The 18,175-nt window shown below is 71.7% G+C and carries 15 protein-coding genes and 2 pseudogenes; 6 read left to right on the top strand and 11 right to left on the bottom strand.

Annotated elements, in window-relative coordinates; translation table 11 throughout:
- Nucleotides 1-27: 27 nt before the first annotated feature.
- From ACSRUE_RS14310 to ACSRUE_RS14300, 3 genes are all read right to left on the bottom strand, one after another.
- Nucleotides 28-1,254: a hypothetical protein gene (locus tag ACSRUE_RS14310; RefSeq protein WP_441291470.1), complete on the bottom strand. Its 1,227-nt coding sequence runs from the start codon at nucleotides 1,252-1,254 to the stop codon at nucleotides 28-30.
- A gap of 740 nt (nucleotides 1,255-1,994) precedes the next feature.
- Nucleotides 1,995-4,709 (bottom strand): ATP-binding protein, encoded by a 2,715-nt coding sequence (locus tag ACSRUE_RS14305; protein WP_441291469.1) that lies wholly within the window; start codon nucleotides 4,707-4,709, stop codon nucleotides 1,995-1,997.
- A gap of 208 nt (nucleotides 4,710-4,917) precedes the next feature.
- Entirely contained in the window at nucleotides 4,918-5,694 is a 777-nt protein-coding gene (locus tag ACSRUE_RS14300) for a methyltransferase domain-containing protein (RefSeq protein ID WP_441291468.1), read from the bottom strand.
- A 255-nt stretch (nucleotides 5,695-5,949) separates the two neighbouring features.
- Here ACSRUE_RS14300 and ACSRUE_RS14295 point away from each other — a divergent pair.
- Nucleotides 5,950-6,321: pseudogene (locus ACSRUE_RS14295) on the top strand (transposase); the annotation flags it as partial.
- A 61-nt stretch (nucleotides 6,322-6,382) separates the two neighbouring features.
- Here ACSRUE_RS14295 and ACSRUE_RS14290 read toward each other — a convergent pair.
- Together ACSRUE_RS14290 and ACSRUE_RS14285 are read right to left on the bottom strand one after the other, a co-directional pair.
- Complete coding sequence (locus ACSRUE_RS14290; RefSeq protein WP_441291467.1) at nucleotides 6,383-7,129, bottom strand: formylglycine-generating enzyme family protein; 747 nt, start codon at nucleotides 7,127-7,129, stop codon at nucleotides 6,383-6,385.
- A gap of 852 nt (nucleotides 7,130-7,981) precedes the next feature.
- Nucleotides 7,982-8,233: a hypothetical protein gene (locus tag ACSRUE_RS14285; RefSeq protein ID WP_441291466.1), complete on the bottom strand. Its 252-nt coding sequence runs from the start codon at nucleotides 8,231-8,233 to the stop codon at nucleotides 7,982-7,984.
- A 494-nt stretch (nucleotides 8,234-8,727) separates the two neighbouring features.
- On the opposite strand from ACSRUE_RS14285, the gene ACSRUE_RS14280 reads away from it, so the two are divergent.
- Together ACSRUE_RS14280 and ACSRUE_RS14275 are read left to right on the top strand one after the other, a co-directional pair.
- Entirely contained in the window at nucleotides 8,728-10,302 is a 1,575-nt protein-coding gene (locus ACSRUE_RS14280) for a protein kinase domain-containing protein (RefSeq protein ID WP_441291465.1), read from the top strand.
- A complete protein-coding gene (locus ACSRUE_RS14275; RefSeq protein ID WP_441291464.1) occupies nucleotides 10,299-11,288 on the top strand; it encodes a tetratricopeptide repeat protein in 990 nt (329 codons plus the stop codon). Before ACSRUE_RS14280 ends, ACSRUE_RS14275 begins: the two co-directional genes overlap by 4 nt.
- Before the next feature lie 8 nt (nucleotides 11,289-11,296).
- Here the strand turns inward: ACSRUE_RS14275 and ACSRUE_RS14270 are convergent.
- From ACSRUE_RS14270 to ric, 3 genes and pseudogenes are all read right to left on the bottom strand, one after another.
- Nucleotides 11,297-11,437: pseudogene (locus tag ACSRUE_RS14270) on the bottom strand (transposase zinc-binding domain-containing protein); the annotation flags it as partial.
- 98 nt (nucleotides 11,438-11,535) lie between these two features.
- On the bottom strand, nucleotides 11,536-12,423 hold the full coding sequence (locus ACSRUE_RS14265; RefSeq protein ID WP_441291463.1) for a Kazal-type serine protease inhibitor family protein: 888 nt from the start codon (nucleotides 12,421-12,423) through the stop codon (nucleotides 11,536-11,538).
- Between the two features lie 1,001 nt (nucleotides 12,424-13,424).
- Nucleotides 13,425-14,099, bottom strand: a complete 675-nt coding sequence (gene ric / locus ACSRUE_RS14260; protein ID WP_044969819.1) for an iron-sulfur cluster repair di-iron protein — start codon at nucleotides 14,097-14,099, stop codon at nucleotides 13,425-13,427.
- A gap of 131 nt (nucleotides 14,100-14,230) precedes the next feature.
- Here ric and ACSRUE_RS14255 point away from each other — a divergent pair, with 131 nt between their 5' ends.
- From ACSRUE_RS14255 to ACSRUE_RS14245, 3 genes are read left to right on the top strand one after another with little or no spacing between them, the layout of a single operon-like run.
- Nucleotides 14,231-15,211 carry a sigma-54 interaction domain-containing protein gene (locus ACSRUE_RS14255; protein WP_441291462.1) on the top strand — a complete coding sequence of 327 codons (981 nt, stop codon included), beginning with the start codon at nucleotides 14,231-14,233 and terminating at the stop codon, nucleotides 15,209-15,211.
- 52 nt (nucleotides 15,212-15,263) lie between these two features.
- Nucleotides 15,264-15,773 (top strand): hypothetical protein, encoded by a 510-nt coding sequence (locus tag ACSRUE_RS14250; RefSeq protein WP_441291461.1) that lies wholly within the window; start codon nucleotides 15,264-15,266, stop codon nucleotides 15,771-15,773.
- The gene (locus ACSRUE_RS14245) at nucleotides 15,770-16,198 is read left to right on the top strand and encodes a hemerythrin domain-containing protein (protein WP_437990536.1); all 429 of its coding nucleotides are present in this window, start codon (nucleotides 15,770-15,772) and stop codon (nucleotides 16,196-16,198) included. The genes ACSRUE_RS14250 and ACSRUE_RS14245 overlap by 4 nt, the downstream gene beginning before the upstream one ends.
- Here ACSRUE_RS14245 and ACSRUE_RS14240 read toward each other — a convergent pair.
- The 3 genes from ACSRUE_RS14240 to ACSRUE_RS14230 form a co-directional block, all read right to left on the bottom strand.
- Nucleotides 16,184-16,324, bottom strand: a complete 141-nt coding sequence (locus ACSRUE_RS14240; protein ID WP_441291460.1) for a hypothetical protein — start codon at nucleotides 16,322-16,324, stop codon at nucleotides 16,184-16,186. The two genes, ACSRUE_RS14245 and ACSRUE_RS14240, sit on opposite strands and share 15 nt — an antisense overlap.
- Nucleotides 16,325-16,410: 86 nt before the next feature.
- The gene (locus tag ACSRUE_RS14235) at nucleotides 16,411-17,010 is read right to left on the bottom strand and encodes a hypothetical protein (protein ID WP_441291459.1); all 600 of its coding nucleotides are present in this window, start codon (nucleotides 17,008-17,010) and stop codon (nucleotides 16,411-16,413) included.
- A gap of 116 nt (nucleotides 17,011-17,126) precedes the next feature.
- Complete coding sequence (locus ACSRUE_RS14230) at nucleotides 17,127-18,158, bottom strand: hypothetical protein (protein ID WP_441291458.1); 1,032 nt, start codon at nucleotides 18,156-18,158, stop codon at nucleotides 17,127-17,129.
- Nucleotides 18,159-18,175 lie beyond the last annotated feature (17 nt).

Here is an 18,175-nt window from a genome sequence, read left to right as displayed (position 1 = left end):
GCTGACGCTCGGGGCGAGCCGCCCGTTTCAGAACGGCAGGTGGGCGAGGAGGAAGCCGTTCCAGCCCTTGCTCTTCTGTGCCTCGCTGAGAAGCATCACGGTCGTCAGGTGTCCTGTCGCGTCGAGCACGGAGGGGACCTGGCCGGTAAACCCGTGCGGCTCGCCGGGCTCGACGAGCCGCCGCTGCGCGACGAACGCCCCGGTGTCTGGCTCGTAGGTCGCGACGTAGGTTCCGTCCTCGTCCACCGAGCCGCCGCCGAGGTCGAAGGGCGCCCTGAGCGAGGCGAAGGGCGCCCTGAGCGAGGCGATGAGCGCGACCCGGCCCTCGGGCGCGAACGAGAGGTTGATCGAGCCGACCTGAAAGCCCGGGGTCGGGATCGCCCTTGCCCACCGGTTCGCGCCGTCCTCGCCGGCGAGCTTCATGAGGAATGCGCCGTTCGTGGCGGAAATCGGGCCCTCACCGAGGTCGGCGCCCTGCGCAAACTGGCCGGCGATCAGCACGTCGCCGAGCTCGTCCACGAGCAGCGCCTTCGCCAGGTCGCCGCTGCTGAAACCACCGCTTTCGAGTGCGCCGATGTGCCTCGACCAGAGGTGGGCGCCGTCCTCCCCCGAGTATTTCGCCACCCAGGCCTGCTCGCCTTTCACCCCGGTGATGGCGCCCCCGCCGAGGTCGGCGTCGCCGGAGAAGTACCCAGCGACGAGGATGTCGCCGTGGAGGTCCACGGCGACGCCGCCGATCGAGGCAAACCAGGTGCTCGACGCCAGCTTTCCTGTGTACGTCGCGAAGCGGGTTGTCCCGTCGGCGGCGAACCTGGCGAGGGCGAGGCGGCCCTCGGACTCGCCGGCGACGACGACGTCGTTTCCGGGACCGACGGCCACGCAGCCTGCGAAGTCGAAGCCGCCGCCGCCCAGGCGGTGCATCCAGCGCGGGGCGCCGTCCCGATCGAGCGCGAGGACGAAGATGTCGGACGAGGCGACCCGCGGGTCGTCTCGTTCCGGCTCTCCCAGGACGAGATCCCCGGCCTCGAGCGGTCGGTGCGAGTACTGGCCGACGACGGCGATCCCGTCGTTCCCGTCGACCGCGACCCCCATGGTCGTCACCCGGCTGCGGCCGAAGTTCCGGACCCAGCGCAGGGCGCCGTCGTCTGCATACGTGGCGACGAAGAAGTCGCCGGCGAGGGGATCCTCGGGGTCGCCGACGAACGGCATGATGCCCGCGCCGAAGTCGGCTGGCCCTGAGAAGTAGCCGGCCATGACGATGTTTGCCCTGCCACCGATCGCGAGGGCCGTAGGCCCCGCACCACCGGGTTCATTACGAGGTCCCACGATCGACCGGTACCAGGCCTCCGCTGACGGCGATCCCCCGCCCTCCCCCGGACTGCCTCCCTCCCCCGGACTGCCTCCCTCCCCCGGACTGCCTCCCTCACCCAGACCGCCGCCCTCGCCCGGACTGCCTCCCTCACCCGGGCCGCCGCCCTGCCCCAAGCCGCCGCCCTGCCCCAAGCCGCCGCCCTGCCCCAAGCCGCCGCCCTGCCCCGGGCCGCCGCCCCAACCCCTCACGCCGTCACCGCCGGATCCTCCCGATCCAGCGCCATAAGCGCCGCTCGAATTGACGGCCGGATTGGCCTCACGGCTCTCACCGCATCCGGCGAGGAGGATGGCAGGGGCAAGGATCAGCAGAGCAGAAGCGATGATGTGCATGGCGTGACCTCCGCCCAACAGGCTACGTTCCGGCCGCAGGACCGCCCCTTAATCCGCTCTTAAACCGATTCGCACGCCCCCTCCCCCGGCGCTGCCGTCCTTGCTTGCCATCGATTCCGCAGGCCTCCGGAGAGGGTGTTGTTGGGGCGGGGTGGGGGATGGGCCGATGTTTGAGGCGGAGACATGGCGCATCCGGCGGCGCCGGATGCGCCATGTCTCCGCCGAGTTCGGCGGGGCCCCCACCCCGCCCCAACAACACCCTCTCCGGGGGCCGGGCGGCCGGCAACAGCCCCCTACCGCCGCTTCCCCCCGCGCGGATCGCCCCCTCCCCCCGCGGCCGGCTCCACCGCGACGTAGTGGACCGGCAGCGCCGGATCCAGCGAGTACCCCTCTGCGTCTCTCCGGAGCCACGGCTTCATCCCGAGCTTCCGCAGCTGGTTCATCGCCACGTAGATCCGGTTCGCCGCCGCCTCCGGCAAGATCCGCTCGCCGGGCCACCCCGCCTCCTTCAGCGCGGCCAGCGAGAGCCCTCGGCCCGGCGCAGACCGCTGCTGCTCGGCCAGCGCGTGCAGCAGGCGCCGCGCCGCGTGGCGCTCGCGCAGGTCGTGCCAGCCGCCGCCCGGCGGGCGGACGAAGCGCGCCCCCTCGGTCAGGAGGAGGTCGTCCTCCGCCCGCGCCTCGGGCAGGCCGCCCAGCGCCGCCAGGGTGCGCTCCAGGATCCGCAGCAGCAGCCGCACGTCGTCGGATCGGCTCGCGCTCGACGGCGATCCCTCCCCGGCGCGCGCGATCCTGCGCCGCGCCGCGCCCGCGTGCCCCGCCGCCTCCTCCCCCCGCCCCGCCCGGCGCGCCGCCTGGGCGAGCGCGAGGTCGACGAAGCCGGACGCCACCCGCGCGAGCTCCACGTCGGGCTCGTCCCCGAGCTGCGCGAGCAGCCGATCCGCGGGCTCGATCGCGCGCCGCGCCTCCGCCACCTCGCCGACCGACGCGAGCGCCGCCCCGAGGCGGCAGAGGGCGATCCCCTCGGAGCGGCGGTCCCCGACCTCGCGGAGCAGCCCCACCGCGCGGCCGTGGCACGCGCGCGCATCGGCGAGGCGCCCCTCCTCGTGGTGGAGCGCGCCGAGGTTGCCGAGCGTGATCGCGAGCAACCGGAGATCGCCCACCTCGCCGAGGATCGCGGCGGCGCGCTCGTAGCGCCGCCGCGCCTGCGCCGGCGCCCCGCGCTCCTGCTCGAGCAGGCCGGCGTTCGTCGAGAAGATGCCCTCCATCCGGCCGTCGCCGACCTCCGCCGCGATCGCGATCGCCTGCTCGTAGTAGGCGGCGGCCTCGCCCTCGCGGCGCTCGTCGTGATGGAGCGCGCCGAGGTTGCCGAGCACCCGCCCCTCGGCGCGGCGATCGCCGAGGGCGCGGTGGAGCGCGAGCGCCTGCGCGTAGTGGTCGCGCGCGCGCTCCATGTCGCGCCGCCCGTGGTGGAGCACGCCGAGGTCCGTGACGATCCCCGAGAGGAGCGCCTCCGCGCCGAGCGCCGCCGCCTGCGCGCGGGCGCGCTCGAGGTCCTCGAGCGCGGCCTCCGCCTGCCCTCGGAGCCGCCGCGCGCGCCCCCGCGCCGCGAGCGCGCGGGCCACGACGCGCGGATCTGCCGCGAGCGCCTCGGCCGCCGCGAGCGCGCGGTCGAGCAGCTCGAGCTGCGCCCCGAACGGGCCGCGGGTGCTGAGCACGGGCTCGATGGCGCCGAGCGCCCGCAGCGCGCGCTCGGCCGCCGCCCCGGAGCCGGCGCGAGGAGCCGTCGCCAGGGCGAGCGCGCCCTCGGCGACGGCGAGCAGCTCCTCCAGATCGCCGGCGATGCGGTTGAGCGCCTCGAGCGCGCCGCGCCGCTCGAAGTCCGCGGCCGCCGCCTCGCCGGCGGCCAGGTAGAACGCCGCGTGCCGCTCGATCGCGGCCTCGCGCTCCCCGCGCTCGGCGAGCTTCTCGGCGGCGAGCTCCCGCACCACCTCGTAGAGCGCGAAGCGCGTCGCCCCGTCGCTCCTCGGGGGCGCCGCGCGGAGCAGCGACTTGTCGCGCAGCGCCTCGATCCGATCGATCGCGGCGGCGTCGGGCTCCGCGAGGACGGCGGCGGCCGCCTCGAGCGTGAACGGCCCGTGGAAGGCGGAGCAGCAGGCGAGCGCCCGTCGCTCGCGGTCGTCGAGGAGGTCCCACGACCACTCGATCGCGCCGCGCAGCGTCGCCTGCCGCGCCTCCCGGCCGCGCGCCGCGCCCGCGAGCAGATCGAGCCGGCTCCCGAGCCGCGCGAGCAGGCCGCGCACGCCGAGCACGCCCTCGCGCGCCGCGGCGAGCTCGATCGCGAGCGGGATGCCCTCGAGCCGCCGCACCAGCGCTGCGACGTCGGCGAGGTGCTCGTCGCCGGGCGGCGGCGGCGGCGCGGAAGCGCGCTGGGCCGCGGCGCGATCGAGGAAGAGCGCCACGGCCGCGCTGGGCTCGGTCGAGCCCTCCGCGGGGAGGCCGAGGGGGCCGAGCTCGTAGCTGATCTCCCCTGCCAGGCGGGTGCGCTCGCGCGACGTCGCGAGGAAGCGGAGCTCGGGCGCCGCGCGCACCCACGCGTCGAGGGCCGGCGCGGCCTGCTCGAGCACGTGCTCCAGGTTGTCGAGCACGAGCAGCGCCGGCCCCTCGGTCGCGAGGGCGCGGCCGATCCGCTCGACGAGCGTCGCTTCCCGGCGCCCTGCCGCGACCTGCGCCCCGATCGCGCGCGCGACCGCGCCGCAGACGGCGCGCAGGTCGCGGCAGGCGGTGAGCTCGCAGAGCCACACGGCCTCGCCGGCGTGCGCCTCGGCCCAGCGGCTCGCGAGCTCCAGGGCGAGCCGCGTCTTGCCCATGCCGGCCGGGCCCCAGAGGGTGACGAGCCGTTCGCCGCGCCGGAGCAGCTCGGCGATCGCGGCGAGCTCGCCCTCCCGGCCGATGAAGCGCGACGCGGGCAGGGCAAGGTGCCGCCTCCGCGGCCGAGCTGCGTCCGCCATGCGCCGACCTTCGATCGGACGGGGGCTGGATTCAACGCCGGAGCGGGCGGATCGGCGTCACCTGGGCATGGCACCCCGATCATCGAGGGTTCGGATCCGGGACAGAGCGAGAGCGGCGTGCCCTTCGCGTCGGCCAGGACCGGCGTCGAGCCGAGCGCGCTCGCGTACGACAAGCCGCGGTGCGCGCGCCTCGCGGGCGGACCGGCCCTCACAGTAGCTCGGCGAGCCTCTCCTTGAGGTCCGACAGCTCACCGCGGACCAGCGTCACCTCGTCGTCCCCCTCCAGGTAGTACCCCCCGGGATCCGCCGGCTCGTGCTGCTTCACCCAGAGGCGAAGCCAGTCGCAGCCCGCCGGCTCGGCGTGCACGAGCTTGAAGGTCGAGGGGATGGGGCCGCCAAAGCCGTTGTAGGTCACGACGCACGTGCCCTCCGCCACGTTCGCGAGACAGCGAGTCACTCGCCCGACGTCGTTCATGAAGCGGCGCCGGGAGAGCGCCACGGTGTCGTCGAAATGATCGTCGACCGAATAGATGTTCTCGGCGAACGGGTTGTAGAGGTAGAAGCCGTCGAACCCGAACCAGGCGGGGTCGGTCGCGTCGGCCAGGAAAAACCGGACGTTGTCGAGGCCGAGGCGCTGCGCGGCCGCTCGAGCGGCCTCGACGAGGTGAGCCCGGTGCTCGACGCCCGTGAAGTCGAGATCCGGTCGGGTGCACGCGGCGACGAGGCAGAACTTGCCGGGCCCGGAGCCGATGTCGAGCACCCGTCGGGCGTTGTGGCGCGCGAACAGCGAGGCCGCCTGGCGGGCGATATCCGCGGTGGTCCAGAATTGCCTGGATCTGTCGCGAATCGGCGCGGCGTAGAGCGCGTCGAACGTGCTGTCGTCCACGGGGCCGTAGAGGAGGTCCTCCCGGAGCTGGGCGACCTCGTCGTCAGTCAGATCGCGGGCTGGAGTCGCGTCGGCGGGGAGGAGATTCAATTCGACCATCAGGGTGGGCTCGGCGGCGGGTGAGGGTTTGCCCAGAGGCTCGACCTGAGAACGCCTGCCGCTCGCTGCCTGCTATAGCACATCGCCGGCACATCGCGTGCACCCGTGAACGGCGGGGTGGCAGACGCGCGAGGCTTGTGCCCGGGACCCGAGAGCTCAGCGCCAGAGCGTGAGGAACGTCGCCCCAACCCGCAGGCGGGCGGGCTGTAGGCGACAGCGTGCGCAGAGGTCTCGCCGAGGCATTGGTTGCAGGTGTTCAAGATCGACCTGCGCGCCAAGACAATCACATGTCCCGCCGGACAGGTCGAAGTGTTCGAACCGGGCGACACGGTCGAGTTTGATCCCGAGGAATGTGGCGCGTGTCCCCTCCGAGCCAAGTGCACCCAAGCCGCCTCGGGACGAGGGCGGACCGTGTCCATCGCGGTGGACGAGGCTCTGCAGCGCAAATTCCGGAAGCTGCCGCAGACGGGGGCAGGTCGCGCCGTGCTCCGCCAGCGGGTGGCTGTGGAGCATGCGCTCGCCCACATCGCGGCACGGAAGGGCCACACTGCACGCTACATCGCCGCCAGGAGAAATCTGTTCGATCTTCGGCGTACGGCAGCGATCCAGAATCTCGAGGTGGCCTAACGCCTGACGCAGCAGGCAGCGTAACTTGCCGGGATTAAATGGCTTCAATGCGCTTGTCGCTCTAGGGTGTCCTTGCGCACCGGACCCCGATATCATTCAACCGGACCGCCGGGTCCTCTTTGTTGTGGGATGCCTCCAGAACGCCCGTATGACCACTGCTCCAGCCCCAGCCTCGCTTTACTCGACCCGACGTGCCAATTAGGTTGGCGCAATCTTCGCAGTTACCCTCTGCACGACCGAGTTTATATCGATCCAAGGTCCACTCCCACATGCTTCCGGCCAAGTCTGCCTGCCCCCACTTTCCATCACCCTTCGGCGACCTCGAACCGACAGGCGTTATGTCGCCGAACGTACAGTCATCAGACCCAGAAACGTCCCCCGTGCAGGCATAGATTGCGAAAGTACCATCGAGCGTGGGCTGGCTTCCAGGTTGTGACCACGGATTCCTCCGCTGCTCGCTCCCTCCGACTTCCGCGTAGTACCATTCCGCTTCGGTTGGCAGCCGGCCCCCGTCCCACGCGCAGAACGCGAAGGCGACATACCAGTTCAGGCAGTTCATCGGCAGGCGCTCGTAGTCGCCTGGTTCATCCGTCCACGTTTTGTATTCGCTGCACGTTATCGCATTCTTCAGCGCTAATGCGTCCGGGGGCAGTTCCGAGTCCCAGGCTGTGTCCCAGCCACTTCCTTCGATTTTCCGGTGCCTGCCGGCTCCCTCAGCTGGTTTGCTATCCGGATATGCCTCTACGAATTTACGGAACCGTCCCACGGTAACCTCGAATCGATCGAGCTGGAGCGAGCTGACCGTCATAAAGGATCTGTCATCGACACTTACGCTGAACGTTCCACCTGGAACTTCTGTTGTTGCGCAGCAGCTTTCATTGCCACCCGGCCCGCACTCCTCTTTCAACCCGACGCAGCTACGGGCCACGCACTTCCCCGCATCGCACGCGGGTGCCGCCGCTGAACACGGCTCCGCGTCTTCCCATTGGCCATCATCGTTGCATCGCTGCGGCGTATTCCACGAGCACTGCTTGTCTCGGTCCGGAACGCACACGATGGTTTGGCTGCTACCTGCGTTAGCACCCCCTGTGGCGCCTCCGCCCGACTCGCTGCCGTTCTGGACGCCGCCGGTGCCGCCATCGCCACCCGAACCGGGACCGGTCCTGGTCTCGCCACTGCCCCCTGCGCCGCCACTTGTTGCGTCCGGCTCATACCTGTCCCAATCAACGCCGATAAACTGTGCGCACCCGCCGCACACGACCGTGACGGCCCAAAGCCCCATCCTGGATACCATCGCCCACCTCTTGCCTATCATGACACGTAGCATCTTTCGGCGTATAATAGGTGTCAATTTGCCAGTCTACGCCTTGGTCGGGTGAATAGGCGGGGCATCGAACAACGACAACTGCACCGGCGTCCTCGGCTTCGGAAGCCATGCCAATAGGTCGAGCTGTTCGGTCGGTTCGGCGCAGGAGACGAGCGGTGTCCTGGGCGACTGCGTGGGGTCAGTCGCATCCGTTAGATGTGTGGCGACCGGAGAGGCCACCGGGGTAGCACTGGAAGGAGGGAACTGCGTCTGCGGGCTGGGCATCGCACCAGCGCTTCCGCCTCCCACCATGCGGAGCCACGCCCTGCCGCCGGGGAGCTCCCGGGCTGTCCCCTACGGCTTCGGGACGGCGAGCGGCCCCGGCTCGGGCTTGTCCCCAGCCGGCTCGTCCAGCGCGGTGGCCATGAGTTGGTCCAAGGTCGACACATGGTCCGTAAGCCCTGCTGCCATCGCCGGGGTGATCCGCATGTTCCGCGGGATGTGGCAGAAGTTCACGTGGACGTAGTGGAGCGCGACGGCGGCGCAGTGCCGCGCGAGCTTCTTGGAGAAGGCGAGTGTGCGGCGACGGGTAATGTCCGGAACCACATCGGAGCGACCAGCATTCCGGACACCCGCCCGGCGCATCCCGGACACCCAATTCTATTGAATCGATGCTGGGTGGGGACACGCCGCGGGGCGGCGGCCCTCTACACGGCGCCGGATCCGGGGCGGGCGCGGGATCGCCGTCGGGAGGCACGGGTGCTACTGGCCGACCTGCGCCGGGCACGGCGGTTCGGCCTGGGGTGCAGGAGGGCGGCGCTACGGCGTTGGCTCACGCGGCGCTGGGCCGGGCAGCGACGGCGCGGGATACCTGAAGCAGGGGACAGGCCGTGCACGCCCGCGGTGAGCCCCCCTTCCGTCTCGGGGAACTTCATCTGTCAACGCCCTCTTGGTCGGCGTCACCCGGCGTCCTGCCGCAAGGCATCTCCGCAGCCGTCGTCCTGCGTCGCCCGCGTTCCCGGGGTCGCCCGCCTGGCCTTGTTCTCCGGGCCGTCCGCCTCTTGTACCGTACCACCTCCCCGCTACGCTCTCCGCCCACCATGCCGCAGCAGCCCGCCGTTCTTTCTGGCGTCCCCGCCTCCGGCGACGTTCTCGCGGGCAAGTACCGAATCGAGCGCATCCTCGGCGCCGGCGGAATGGGGGTGGTCCTCGCAGCGTGGCACCTCGTCCTGGAGCGGCGCGTCGCCGTCAAGTTCCTCCTCCCTGAGGCCGCCGCGCTCCCCGACGCTGGCGCCCGCTTCCTCCGCGAGGCTCGCGCCGCCGCCGCCCTCGACGGACAGCACATCGCGCGCGTCCTCGACGTCGGGACGCTGGACTCGGGCGCGGCCTACATGGTGCTCGAGTACCTGACGGGCGACGATCTCGGCCACGTGCTCCATACCCGTGGCCCCCTCCCGCTCGTCGAGGCCGCCGACTACCTCATCCAGGCGTGCGAGGCACTTGCCGAGGCCCACGCGCGGGGAATCATCCACCGCGACCTCAAGCCGAAGAACCTCTTCCTGACCCGCCGCCCCGACGGAACTCCCCTCCTCAAGGTGCTCGACTTCGGCCTGTCGAAATTCATCACCAGCGGCGATTCCGCCAAGGAGGCGAGCCTGACTGCGACCGGCCTCATCATGGGCTCCATCCATTACATGCCGCCCGAGCAGATTCGAAGCCTTAAATTCACGGACGTGCGCACGGACATCTGGGCCCTCGGCGTGATCCTGTATCGCATGCTCACGGGGCGGCACCCGTTCGAGGGAGACAGCATCACCGCGATCACGGCGGCCATCTTGATGGACACGCCCATCCCCGTCCTTTCCCTTCGGCCGAACGTGCCCCCGGCTGTCGCGACGCTCGTGACCCGGTGTCTCGTGAAGGACCCGAACGCCCGCGTCCAGAGCGTGACCGAGATCGCCCGTGTGCTCGCGCCGTTCGGAACCTATCGGTCGATGCTCTCGTTCGAGAGCATCGACCGGCTTTTACCGGAGCCCTCCCCTCGCGCTGGCGCCTCGCCGGCCGAGGCTGCGCCCACCGTGACGCCCCATGTGTTTGGCGCGTCGCTGCCCTCGCAGGTCGGAGCGCCCGAGGCCGCGACGACGGCCCCAATGCCGGCTCCGCCGGGCACGCCGTCGTCGCTCGGCAACGAGGCGGCGGGGACGGCGCATGCGACGCTGCCCCACGCCTCCTGGGGCAACACCATGCGACCCCGTACGCCTCGCAACCGTGCGGTGCTGCTCGCCGGCGCCGCTGGCGTGTTCGTGCTGGCCGGGTTTGTCCTTGCGTGGCGGCCAACGGCGAGCGGATCCATAGACAGCAGCGCGCCCGTGACCTCGATCCCAGCGCCAGGGCTCACGTCCGCGTCCACCGGTGCGGTCAGCACGGCAACGGCGGAACTCGCCACAGCCCCCACGGAGACCGTGACCGCCGCGCCGGCGTTCGGCCCAGCGCCCACGGCGAGCGCCTCCGCCGAAGTTACGGCGAAGCCGTCAGCCACGCCGTCGACTTCGTTGAAGCCGGTGACCACGAAGACGACGCCGCCCGGAAGCGCCGCGACCCGCACGCCGACGAGACCGCCGCCAGCAACTGCCCCACTCAAGACACAACAAGACCCTCGGGTGAAGTTCGAGTGAAACGAACAAGAGATCTCCCAGCGATACGCTGTGCGCTATCGCTCACGGTCCTCTGCGCCAGCTACGCGGCGTCAGCGCAGCCCAAGGCCCCGAAGGATGCGGCGTATGAGCTCTTCCAGAAGGGCGTCGCGCTGGCGGAGGCGCACAACTGCCCGCATGCGCTCCCGCTGTTCCGCCAGAGCCAGGCGCTGTATGAGTCGCGCGGCGCCCTGTACAACATCGCGCTGTGCGAGGGGGAGGTCGGGCAGGTGGCGAGCGCATGGCGCCACTTCAAGGAGCTGTTGCCTCAACTCAAACCGGGCGACCCCAGACTGCCCACCACCAAGCGGCAACTCATAGAGCTCGAGCCACGCCTACCCAGGCTGGTCATCCGGGTGGCGGACGGCGCGCCGGCGCCCTCGGAGGTGCTCCTCGACCAGGGCGCGATGCCGCAGGCCAGCCTTGGCAGTGAGTTTCCCGTCGATCCCGGGGCTCACGAGTTCGTCGCGCGTTGGGCGGACGGCAGGCAGGCCGAGGCGCACGTGTCGGTCGCGGAGGGGGCCCGCAAGGACGTGCGTCTCGAGCCCTCGCCGCTCGTCGCCGCGCCACCGCCGGTCCCGCTCTCCGACGCGCCGCAGGCCCACTCGCCTCCACCGGACGCCCCGCCCGCTTCCAGGACGCGGCAGACGCTCGCGTTCGTGGTGGGCGGCGTCGGCGTCGCGGCCCTGGGCGGGAGCCTCGTCACGGGCGGGCTCGCGATCGGCGCGAAGGGCGATCTCGAAAAGGAGTGCCCGGACCCCGCGCAGTGCAGCGGGGAGGGCATGTCGCGCAAGTCCCGGGGCCAGACGCTCACCACCACGAGCTCCGTGCTCGGCGCGATAGGCCTCGCCGGGCTCGGCGCTGGCGTGGTGCTCTTGTTGACAGCACCCGAGCAGGGCACCTCCGTCGCCCTCACACCCGCAATCCTGCCGGGCGGCGGCGGCGCGCTGCTGCACAGCCGCTTCTAGATGGGGTTCGCCGCCGTGGCGCACATGCGCCGGCCGAGGCACGACGGGCAGAATCCACGTCCTTTACAGCTGAACGCGACCAGACGGCTCTCGTCGCAGCCATCGCACCGAAGCCGCGCGAAGCCGCGGCAGAGCAGCCCGCAATCGAGGTAGGCTTCGAGCTCCTTCTTCGCGTGCTTGGGTATCCGGACGGCGATGGCGCCGTAAAGCGCCGCGCTTCACTGGCGCGCGTCGCAAGCGCCGCGCTTCACTGGCGCGCGTCGCAAGCGCCGCGCGACGCCACCGACACCCCCGCCGCGTTCGCGGTGCAGGCGTTGCTGTACGTCCTGCCGTCGCAGCCGCAGACAGGGTCGTACACCTGGAGGCAGGCCCGCGGGGTGGGCTCGCACGTGCCCATCTGATCGCCCGCGCCGCACTGGGCCTCCGGGCTGTAGTCGCAGAAGAACCCGCGCTCGCACACGAGTCCGGCGATGCCGCCGCACGCCTGCGCCTCGGGAGCCCCGCACTCGCCGGACGACGCCACCGACACGCCCGCCGCGTTCGCATAACAGGCGTTGCCATACGTCTTCCCGTCGCAGCCGCAGACCGGGTCGTACACGTCCAGGCACGCCTCCGGGATGCGCTCGCAGGTGCCCGTCTGATCGCCCGCGCCGCACTGGGCCTCCGGGCCGTAGTCGCAGAAGAACCCGCGCTCGCACGCGAGGCCGGCGATGCCGCCGCACGCCTGCTCCTCGGGAGCCCCGCACTCGCCGAGCGACGCCACCGACACGCCCGCCGCGTTCGCGGCGCACTCGTTGCCGTACGTCTTGCCGTCGCAGCCGCAAACAGGGTCGTACTCCTTCGTGCACATCTTCGGGATGGGCGTGCAGGCGCCCCACTGATCGCCCGCGCCACACATGGCCTTGATCTCGTAATCACAGAAGAAGCCGGGCTTGCACGTGAGCCCTAGGAAGCCGCCGCAGAGGGCCACCGAGATGGTGCCGCCTGCCCTCGCCTCCTGCGCCTCGGAGGCGATCGGCTCGACGGCCTCGTCGGCCATCTCCACCTGACAGCCCGCGGCGAACGGGGCCATCGAGAGCGCGAGCCAGAGCGCAGAGGCGAATCGATGATTGTGGATACGACGCTGAACGTTCATGATGTCTCTCCATGGGGCCTCGCCGCTCCCGGCGAGGCGGTTGCAATGCACGAGCACCTTCCTCCGCGGCGGCGACATGCGCAGCGTCGAAGCGAAGGATCGACGCGTTGCTCGACGCGGCGATCGCCGTGCCGAGGACGCCTCAGCGACGCGCCATCGGGGTCCGTCGCCGTGTTGCGGAGGGCATAGTTCCCTTGGCAGGAGTCGGGCCACGCGGCTTTTGCGGGGTTCACGCCTTTCCGCGGTCCCCGGGCGGTCCGGATCGGGCAGGGGCTTGCTCAAATAGGCGCGAGCTTGCGCAACTTGCGCGACAGCGCCCCGCAGGGGACTCCGGCCCGCGGTTCGTGGCAGGGAGCGCGGATGCACCGCCGCCTTCGCCCCGCCGCCTCCTGCGCCGCCCTCACCGCGCTCCTCAGCAGTTGCAGCGCCACGCCCGACGCCGCCTCCCCTGCCCAGGCCCCCGCGCACGGGCAGCACGGCGCCGGCCCAGCCGCTCATGCCGGCGCTCACGGCGGCAACGCCGGCCACCACGGAGGACATGGCGGGCACGCCCACGGCGGAGGACCGCTCGTGCACCGCTTCGAAAGTGTCCGTGCGACGCGCGACGTGTCCGGGTGAACGCCGCCCCTGTCCGTGCGACGCGCGACGTGTCCGGGTGAAGTCGCGGCGAGGAGGGTGTTGACGGCCCTGGTGGCGCGGCGCGCGGGGGCGTGGAGCAGGTGGTGCGGAAGCGCACGAGGTCGAGGTGAGCGCGCGCGGCCTTGCCGACGTCGCCCTCCAGGGCGGCGAGCGCGTCGAGCACCGCCTGCGGGTCGCCGCGCTTGGCGAGCGCGTCGCGGCCGGCCGCGCTCGCCCGCAGGGCCTTGCCGAGGACCTCGAGCTCCTCGACCGCGACGCCCTTCGCGAGCGGCGTGGTCCCCTGCAAGAGCGCGGCGCGCGGCGGGCCGCGACGCGCTCGACCACCCCAGCGCCGCCGCTTCACCGCATCGCGGCGCTCCCGCTCACGAACCGAAGCGCGGCGCGAGGACGTGGTTCTCGAGGTGAACGTGCTGAAAGATGTCCTGCTCGATCGCCTGAAGCTCCCCGAACAGCGCGCGATAGCTGCCACAGGCCCAGTCGGGGAGCGCAAAATCGTCGCTCGCATCCCGGATGGTCTCGAGGAGCTTCGCCACCGCGAGGTGCTCGTCGCGCATCGCCGCGAGGGCGCGCGTCGTCTCCGGGTCGACGTGTGCGCCCGCCGAGCGGAGCGCCGGAAACAGGGTCGCCTCCTCGTCGTCGAGGTGCAGGAGCAGGGCCTCCGAGAGCTCGCCCACAGCGCCGTCGAGGGCGCGCAGCTTCGGGTTGTGCTCCCCGTGAACCCGCGCGACCTTCGCCGCGAGCGGCCGCACGAAGGGCAGCGCCTTTCGCAGGTACGCGTGGTGCTTGCCCACGATGTGGTCGATGAGCGCGGGCGTCGGGACCTCGCGCACCGCGCCCGGCGCGCCGCCTCGCCGCTCCGCGATGGCTCGCTCGAGCTGCCCCAGGAGCGCGGAGAGCTCGACTCCGCGCTCCTTGGCGGCTTGCTCGAGGCTGAGCTCTCCGCGGCAGCAAAAGTCGATGCGGTGCTGCTGGAAGACCTGGGCGCACTCGGAGTGATCAAGAACGATGTTGGCGACCGATCGCGTTGGGTTCAGCACGGTGGACCTCCTGTCGTCCGCGTAAGCAGGGCGCGTGCCGGAGATCCATCGCGCGCGGATCCACCCGATTTCGCCCCCCGAAATCGCTGGCGGGCTTGCCTCCTCTCCGGTCGCGTTCCAAAATGGAACGCATGGAACACCCGCGCCAGAGCTGCGAGGTTTGCGGCCTGATCCCGCTCGCGCCGCGCCTGTCCGGTGCGACCGATGTGGTCGCCCGCAGCGCCGCGATGCAGGCCGTCTTTCGACGCGTGGCGCGCTTCGCGAGGAGCGAGGCGCCGGTCGCTGTCCTGGGCGAGACGGGCACCGGCAAGGAGGTCGTCGCGCGGATGCTGCACGCGAACTCGCCGCGCGCGTCCGGCCCCTTCGTTCCGGTGAACGTGGCGGCCTTGCCGGCCGAGCTCCTCGAGTCCGAGCTCTTCGGGCACGGCAAGGGAGCCTTCACCGGCGCCACGCAGAATCGGCGCGGGCTGTTCGAGGCGGCGAGCAAGGGGACGCTCTTCCTCGACGAGGTGGCCGAGCTGCCCCTGCCGCTGCAGGCCAAGCTGCTGCGCGCCCTGCAGGACGGCGAGATCCGGCGTGTCGGCGAGAACCAGGCCTTCGAGACCGACGTCCGCATCGTCTGCGCGACGCACCGAGATCTCCTGCAGCGCGTGCGAGGGGGGACGTTCCGCGAAGATCTCTATTATCGCCTCAAGGTCCTCTCCGTGCAGGTTCCGCCCCTCCGGGAGCGGCGAGACGACATCCTCCCGCTCGCGCGCCGCATGCTGGGCGAGGAGCGCACCAGGGCGCATGGCTTCACCGACGCCGCGCAAGCCGTGCTCCTTCGCCACCCCTGGCCGGGCAACGTGCGCGAGCTGCAGAACGCCGTGAAGCACGGCGCGGCGCTCGCGACCGGCGCGAGGATCGACGCCGAGGACCTCCCGGAGGAGCTGCTCACGCCGCCGCCTGCACCTCGCGCACCGTATGCGCTTCGGTCGCTCGCGGAGGTCGAGCGAGAGCACATCCTCCGCGTCCTCGATGCCTGTGGCGGCTCCCAGGCGGAGGCCGCGCGCGTGCTGGGGGTCGGGCGCAACACGCTCTGGCGCAAGCTGCGCGAGTACAGCGCGAGCTGATGGCACGTCTCCTGCAACTCTCGTGATCAGCATCTCGTGAAAGGAGGCGCTCATGCTCTCGACCCAGTTCACCCACCACCTGTCGCTCGAGGTGTCGTGCCCCGCGTGCCCGGAGACCTACGCGGTCCCGCTCGACGCCATCGAGCAGAGCCAGCGCTTCGTCGACGAATACGGGCCCTGCTCCGGAATCGTCAGCTACGAGTGTCCGACTCCGTACCTCGCGTCGCTCGCGCCGCGAGCAGCGATCGCGCGCCTGCACGAGGCGGTTCGCGCGTTCGAGGAGGAGCTCCGGGGCAGCGGCGCGCGCGCCGTATGGGCCGACGGCCAACCCGACACGCCGGAGAATGGGCCTCGTCTCGGCAGCATCATGAAGGCGTTGCTGGCCTCGCCAGGTGCGGCAGCCGCGGCGGCGAGCAGGGCCGCGCCCTCGCCAGGTGCGGCAGCCGCGGCGGCGAGCAGGGCCGCGCCCTCGAGGCCGCCGTCCGAGGTCGCGGCGATCACCGTGGAGCTCACGTGCTGGGACGACGACGGCGGCGCGCCGCAGGGGCCGGGGTCGGCGTGAAGCGCGATCGGCGGCTCCGCGGTCTGTCGTCGGAGCATCACCACGCCCTCGTCCTGGCCCGCGCCGTCGAGCGGCGGATCGACGCCTGGTCGACGTCGGAAGGCGCGCGCCTCCGCGAGCAGTTCGATCGGGAGCTCGAGCCTCACTTCCTCGCGGAGGAGCAGGTCCTCCTGCCCGCGCTGCGCGCCGCGGGCCGGCTCGACCTCTGCGAACGCGTCGAACGCGACCACGCCCGCCTGCGACGCGCGGCCACGTCGGCGTCGGCGGGTGACGCGAACGCCGCTCGGGCGTTCGGAGCAGAGCTCGCCGAGCACGTGCGCTTCGAAGAGCGGGACTTGTTTCCCGCGTGCGAGTCGCTCCTCGCCGACGAGATCCTCGACGAGGTCGCGCGCCGCGCGCCCAGGGAGGATTCACCAGGTCCATGACCCCACGGGCGGCGTGTCGATCACGAGGATCGGGTTGATCACGAGGATCGGGTTGACGGCCTCCTCCTCGCAGGACTCCGGTGCGAGCACCGCCGTCGCGGCAGACTGCCGAGCGTCCTGCGCCATCGCCGACGCGCTCTGCGCCGCCGAGGACGGGCGCCGGGCCGGAGCGGGCGGACGGCGGGGATGCGGCGGGACGGCGGAGGCGTGGCTCAGGGTCGCACGAGCGGGGTCACGAGCAGCTTCTTCCGTGCGCCGCTGAGCTCGACCTGCACCTCGATCCCGCGCCGATCGAGCACCGACAGCGGGCGGATCGGCGTCACCTGGGCATAGAGATCGCCGGCGCCGCACCAGGTGCCCTGGAGCGCGGGCGCCTCGGCGTCGTCGGGCGTGAAGACGACGGCGCCGGTGCGGCAGCCGCCGTCGACCGCCACGTAGAGGCCCTCGATGCGGTCGAGCGCCGCGGGGCGCGCGCGAAAGGCGAGCTCCGCGCCCTCCGGCGTGCGCAGCCGGCCGGCTTCGCCGCCCGGATCGGCGGTGGCCATCCACCCGTCGCTCTCGAGCGAGAACGCGCCGCTCGGGTCCTCGGTTCCCTCGAACCACCGGGTCATGGTCGCGTAGCTGCTCACGCCGCCGCAGACGTAGAGCGTGACCGTGCCCGCGCCGCGCACGAGGGCGAGCACAGCGTCCGTGCCGTCGACCGTGCCGACCGAGATCTCGGGCGGCGGGGCTTCGGGGTCTGCAGCGCACGCCGCGCAGAGCACGGCGCCGAGCACCCCGGCGGCGCGCGCGAGCGCGCGAGCGCTCTTCATGGAGAAAACGATCCCACCGGAGCGATGAAAAAAGCGCATGGGGTCCTATTTTAGTCGAGACCCGGGGCGGAGGGAGCGGCAGTTCCGTGCCAAAGGCGAATGGGAGTCCGTGAGCGCTACGCCCCCCCGTCCGGCGGACCATCGCCGGACAGCCCCTTTCGTCGCGCGGCGCGGACCGCCGCGAGCCAGTGCACCTTGGCCGGGTCGCTGTCCCACGGCGGGGCCTCCCGGTAGAGCGAGTCCCAGAATTCGCGCGCTGCCGCCTCGGCCGTCGCGAGCTCGCTCTCGCCTTCGGGCGCGTCCTCGACGGCATCCACGAGAGCACGCCATGGGTCCGAGTCGTAGCCTCTCAGGTTCGGCCACGGCCTTGCGGGCTCTCCGTCGAAGAGCCCGTCGCTGCTCTGGAGATAGCCCTCGTACGCGCTCTGGGCCACGGCGTCTCGCCGGCGACGGTTGACCTCGTTCACGCAGGAGTGGCGGTAGGACTCGGCCCATTCGCGGTCCTCCTCCGGCACGTCGTCTTGCCAGGCGCTCGCATAGAGATCGCGCAACTCCTGCTGGAGCGCCCGGTACTCCTTGGTATCCGTGCAGTGAATCGACGCGTCCCAGAGGGCTCGGTTGCGCGCCGCGCTCGGTCCGGGGAGATGGGGCAGCGTACGCATCGGCCAGAACCGCGCAGCCTCCAGCCTCTGGGGGATGGGCCTCGTCATGGAGCTCGGGAGCCCGCGGCGCCCACGCCAAAACCCCCTCCGGAAGGCGCGGAGCGCCGAGGGCCGGTCCACCTCGGGGGCGTCGTCGACCGTCAGCGCCCGCCAGACGGACGTTCGGTGGAGGCGCGCGGCCGGCTCGCCCGTCGCGCCCTCGCCCTCGCCCTCGACCGTCTGCCCGAAGTCCACGACGAAGGTAAAAAACGCGCTCTTGACGGCTTCGAGCAGCATCGGCCACGGCGGAGCGGGCTCCTTGCCGAACCTGCCCGGGAGGCTCTGGGGAGAGCCCGCGTCCCCCCTCGGGCGGATGGCCTCGGGCCGCGAATCGTCGACCCACCTCCCGAATTTCTCGCGATGCGCCTCGGCCCATGCGCGGTCCGCCTCGGGCAGGTCGTCGTGCCACGCTTCGGCGCACAGCCTGCCCAGCGTCTCGAGGTCCATGTTCCGACCCCAAATAT

The organism is Sorangium sp. KYC3313, from assembly GCF_052075895.1.
Taxonomy (GTDB): domain Bacteria; phylum Myxococcota_A; class Polyangia; order Polyangiales; family Polyangiaceae; genus Sorangium; species Sorangium cellulosum_B.
This window is presented reverse-complemented; position numbering and strand designations above follow the sequence as displayed.

Coding starts and splice junctions, on each gene's coding strand:
- ACSRUE_RS14310 (WP_441291470.1), bottom strand. CDS start 1,254: ATGGCCGGCTACTTCTCAGGGCCAGCCGACTTCGGCGCGGGCATCATG.
- ACSRUE_RS14305 (WP_441291469.1), bottom strand. CDS start 4,709: ATGGCGGACGCAGCTCGGCCGCGGAGGCGGCACCTTGCCCTGCCCGCG.
- ACSRUE_RS14300 (WP_441291468.1), bottom strand. CDS start 5,694: ATGGTCGAATTGAATCTCCTCCCCGCCGACGCGACTCCAGCCCGCGAT.
- ACSRUE_RS14290 (WP_441291467.1), bottom strand. CDS start 7,129: ATGACGGTCAGCTCGCTCCAGCTCGATCGATTCGAGGTTACCGTGGGA.
- ACSRUE_RS14280 (WP_441291465.1), top strand. CDS start 8,728: ATGCCGCAGCAGCCCGCCGTTCTTTCTGGCGTCCCCGCCTCCGGCGAC.
- ACSRUE_RS14265 (WP_441291463.1), bottom strand. CDS start 12,423: ATGAACGTTCAGCGTCGTATCCACAATCATCGATTCGCCTCTGCGCTC.
- ACSRUE_RS14255 (WP_441291462.1), top strand. CDS start 14,231: ATGGAACACCCGCGCCAGAGCTGCGAGGTTTGCGGCCTGATCCCGCTC.
- ACSRUE_RS14250 (WP_441291461.1), top strand. CDS start 15,264: ATGCTCTCGACCCAGTTCACCCACCACCTGTCGCTCGAGGTGTCGTGC.
- ACSRUE_RS14240 (WP_441291460.1), bottom strand. CDS start 16,324: ATGGCGCAGGACGCTCGGCAGTCTGCCGCGACGGCGGTGCTCGCACCG.
- ACSRUE_RS14235 (WP_441291459.1), bottom strand. CDS start 17,010: ATGAAGAGCGCTCGCGCGCTCGCGCGCGCCGCCGGGGTGCTCGGCGCC.
- ACSRUE_RS14230 (WP_441291458.1), bottom strand. CDS start 18,158: ATGGACCTCGAGACGCTGGGCAGGCTGTGCGCCGAAGCGTGGCACGAC.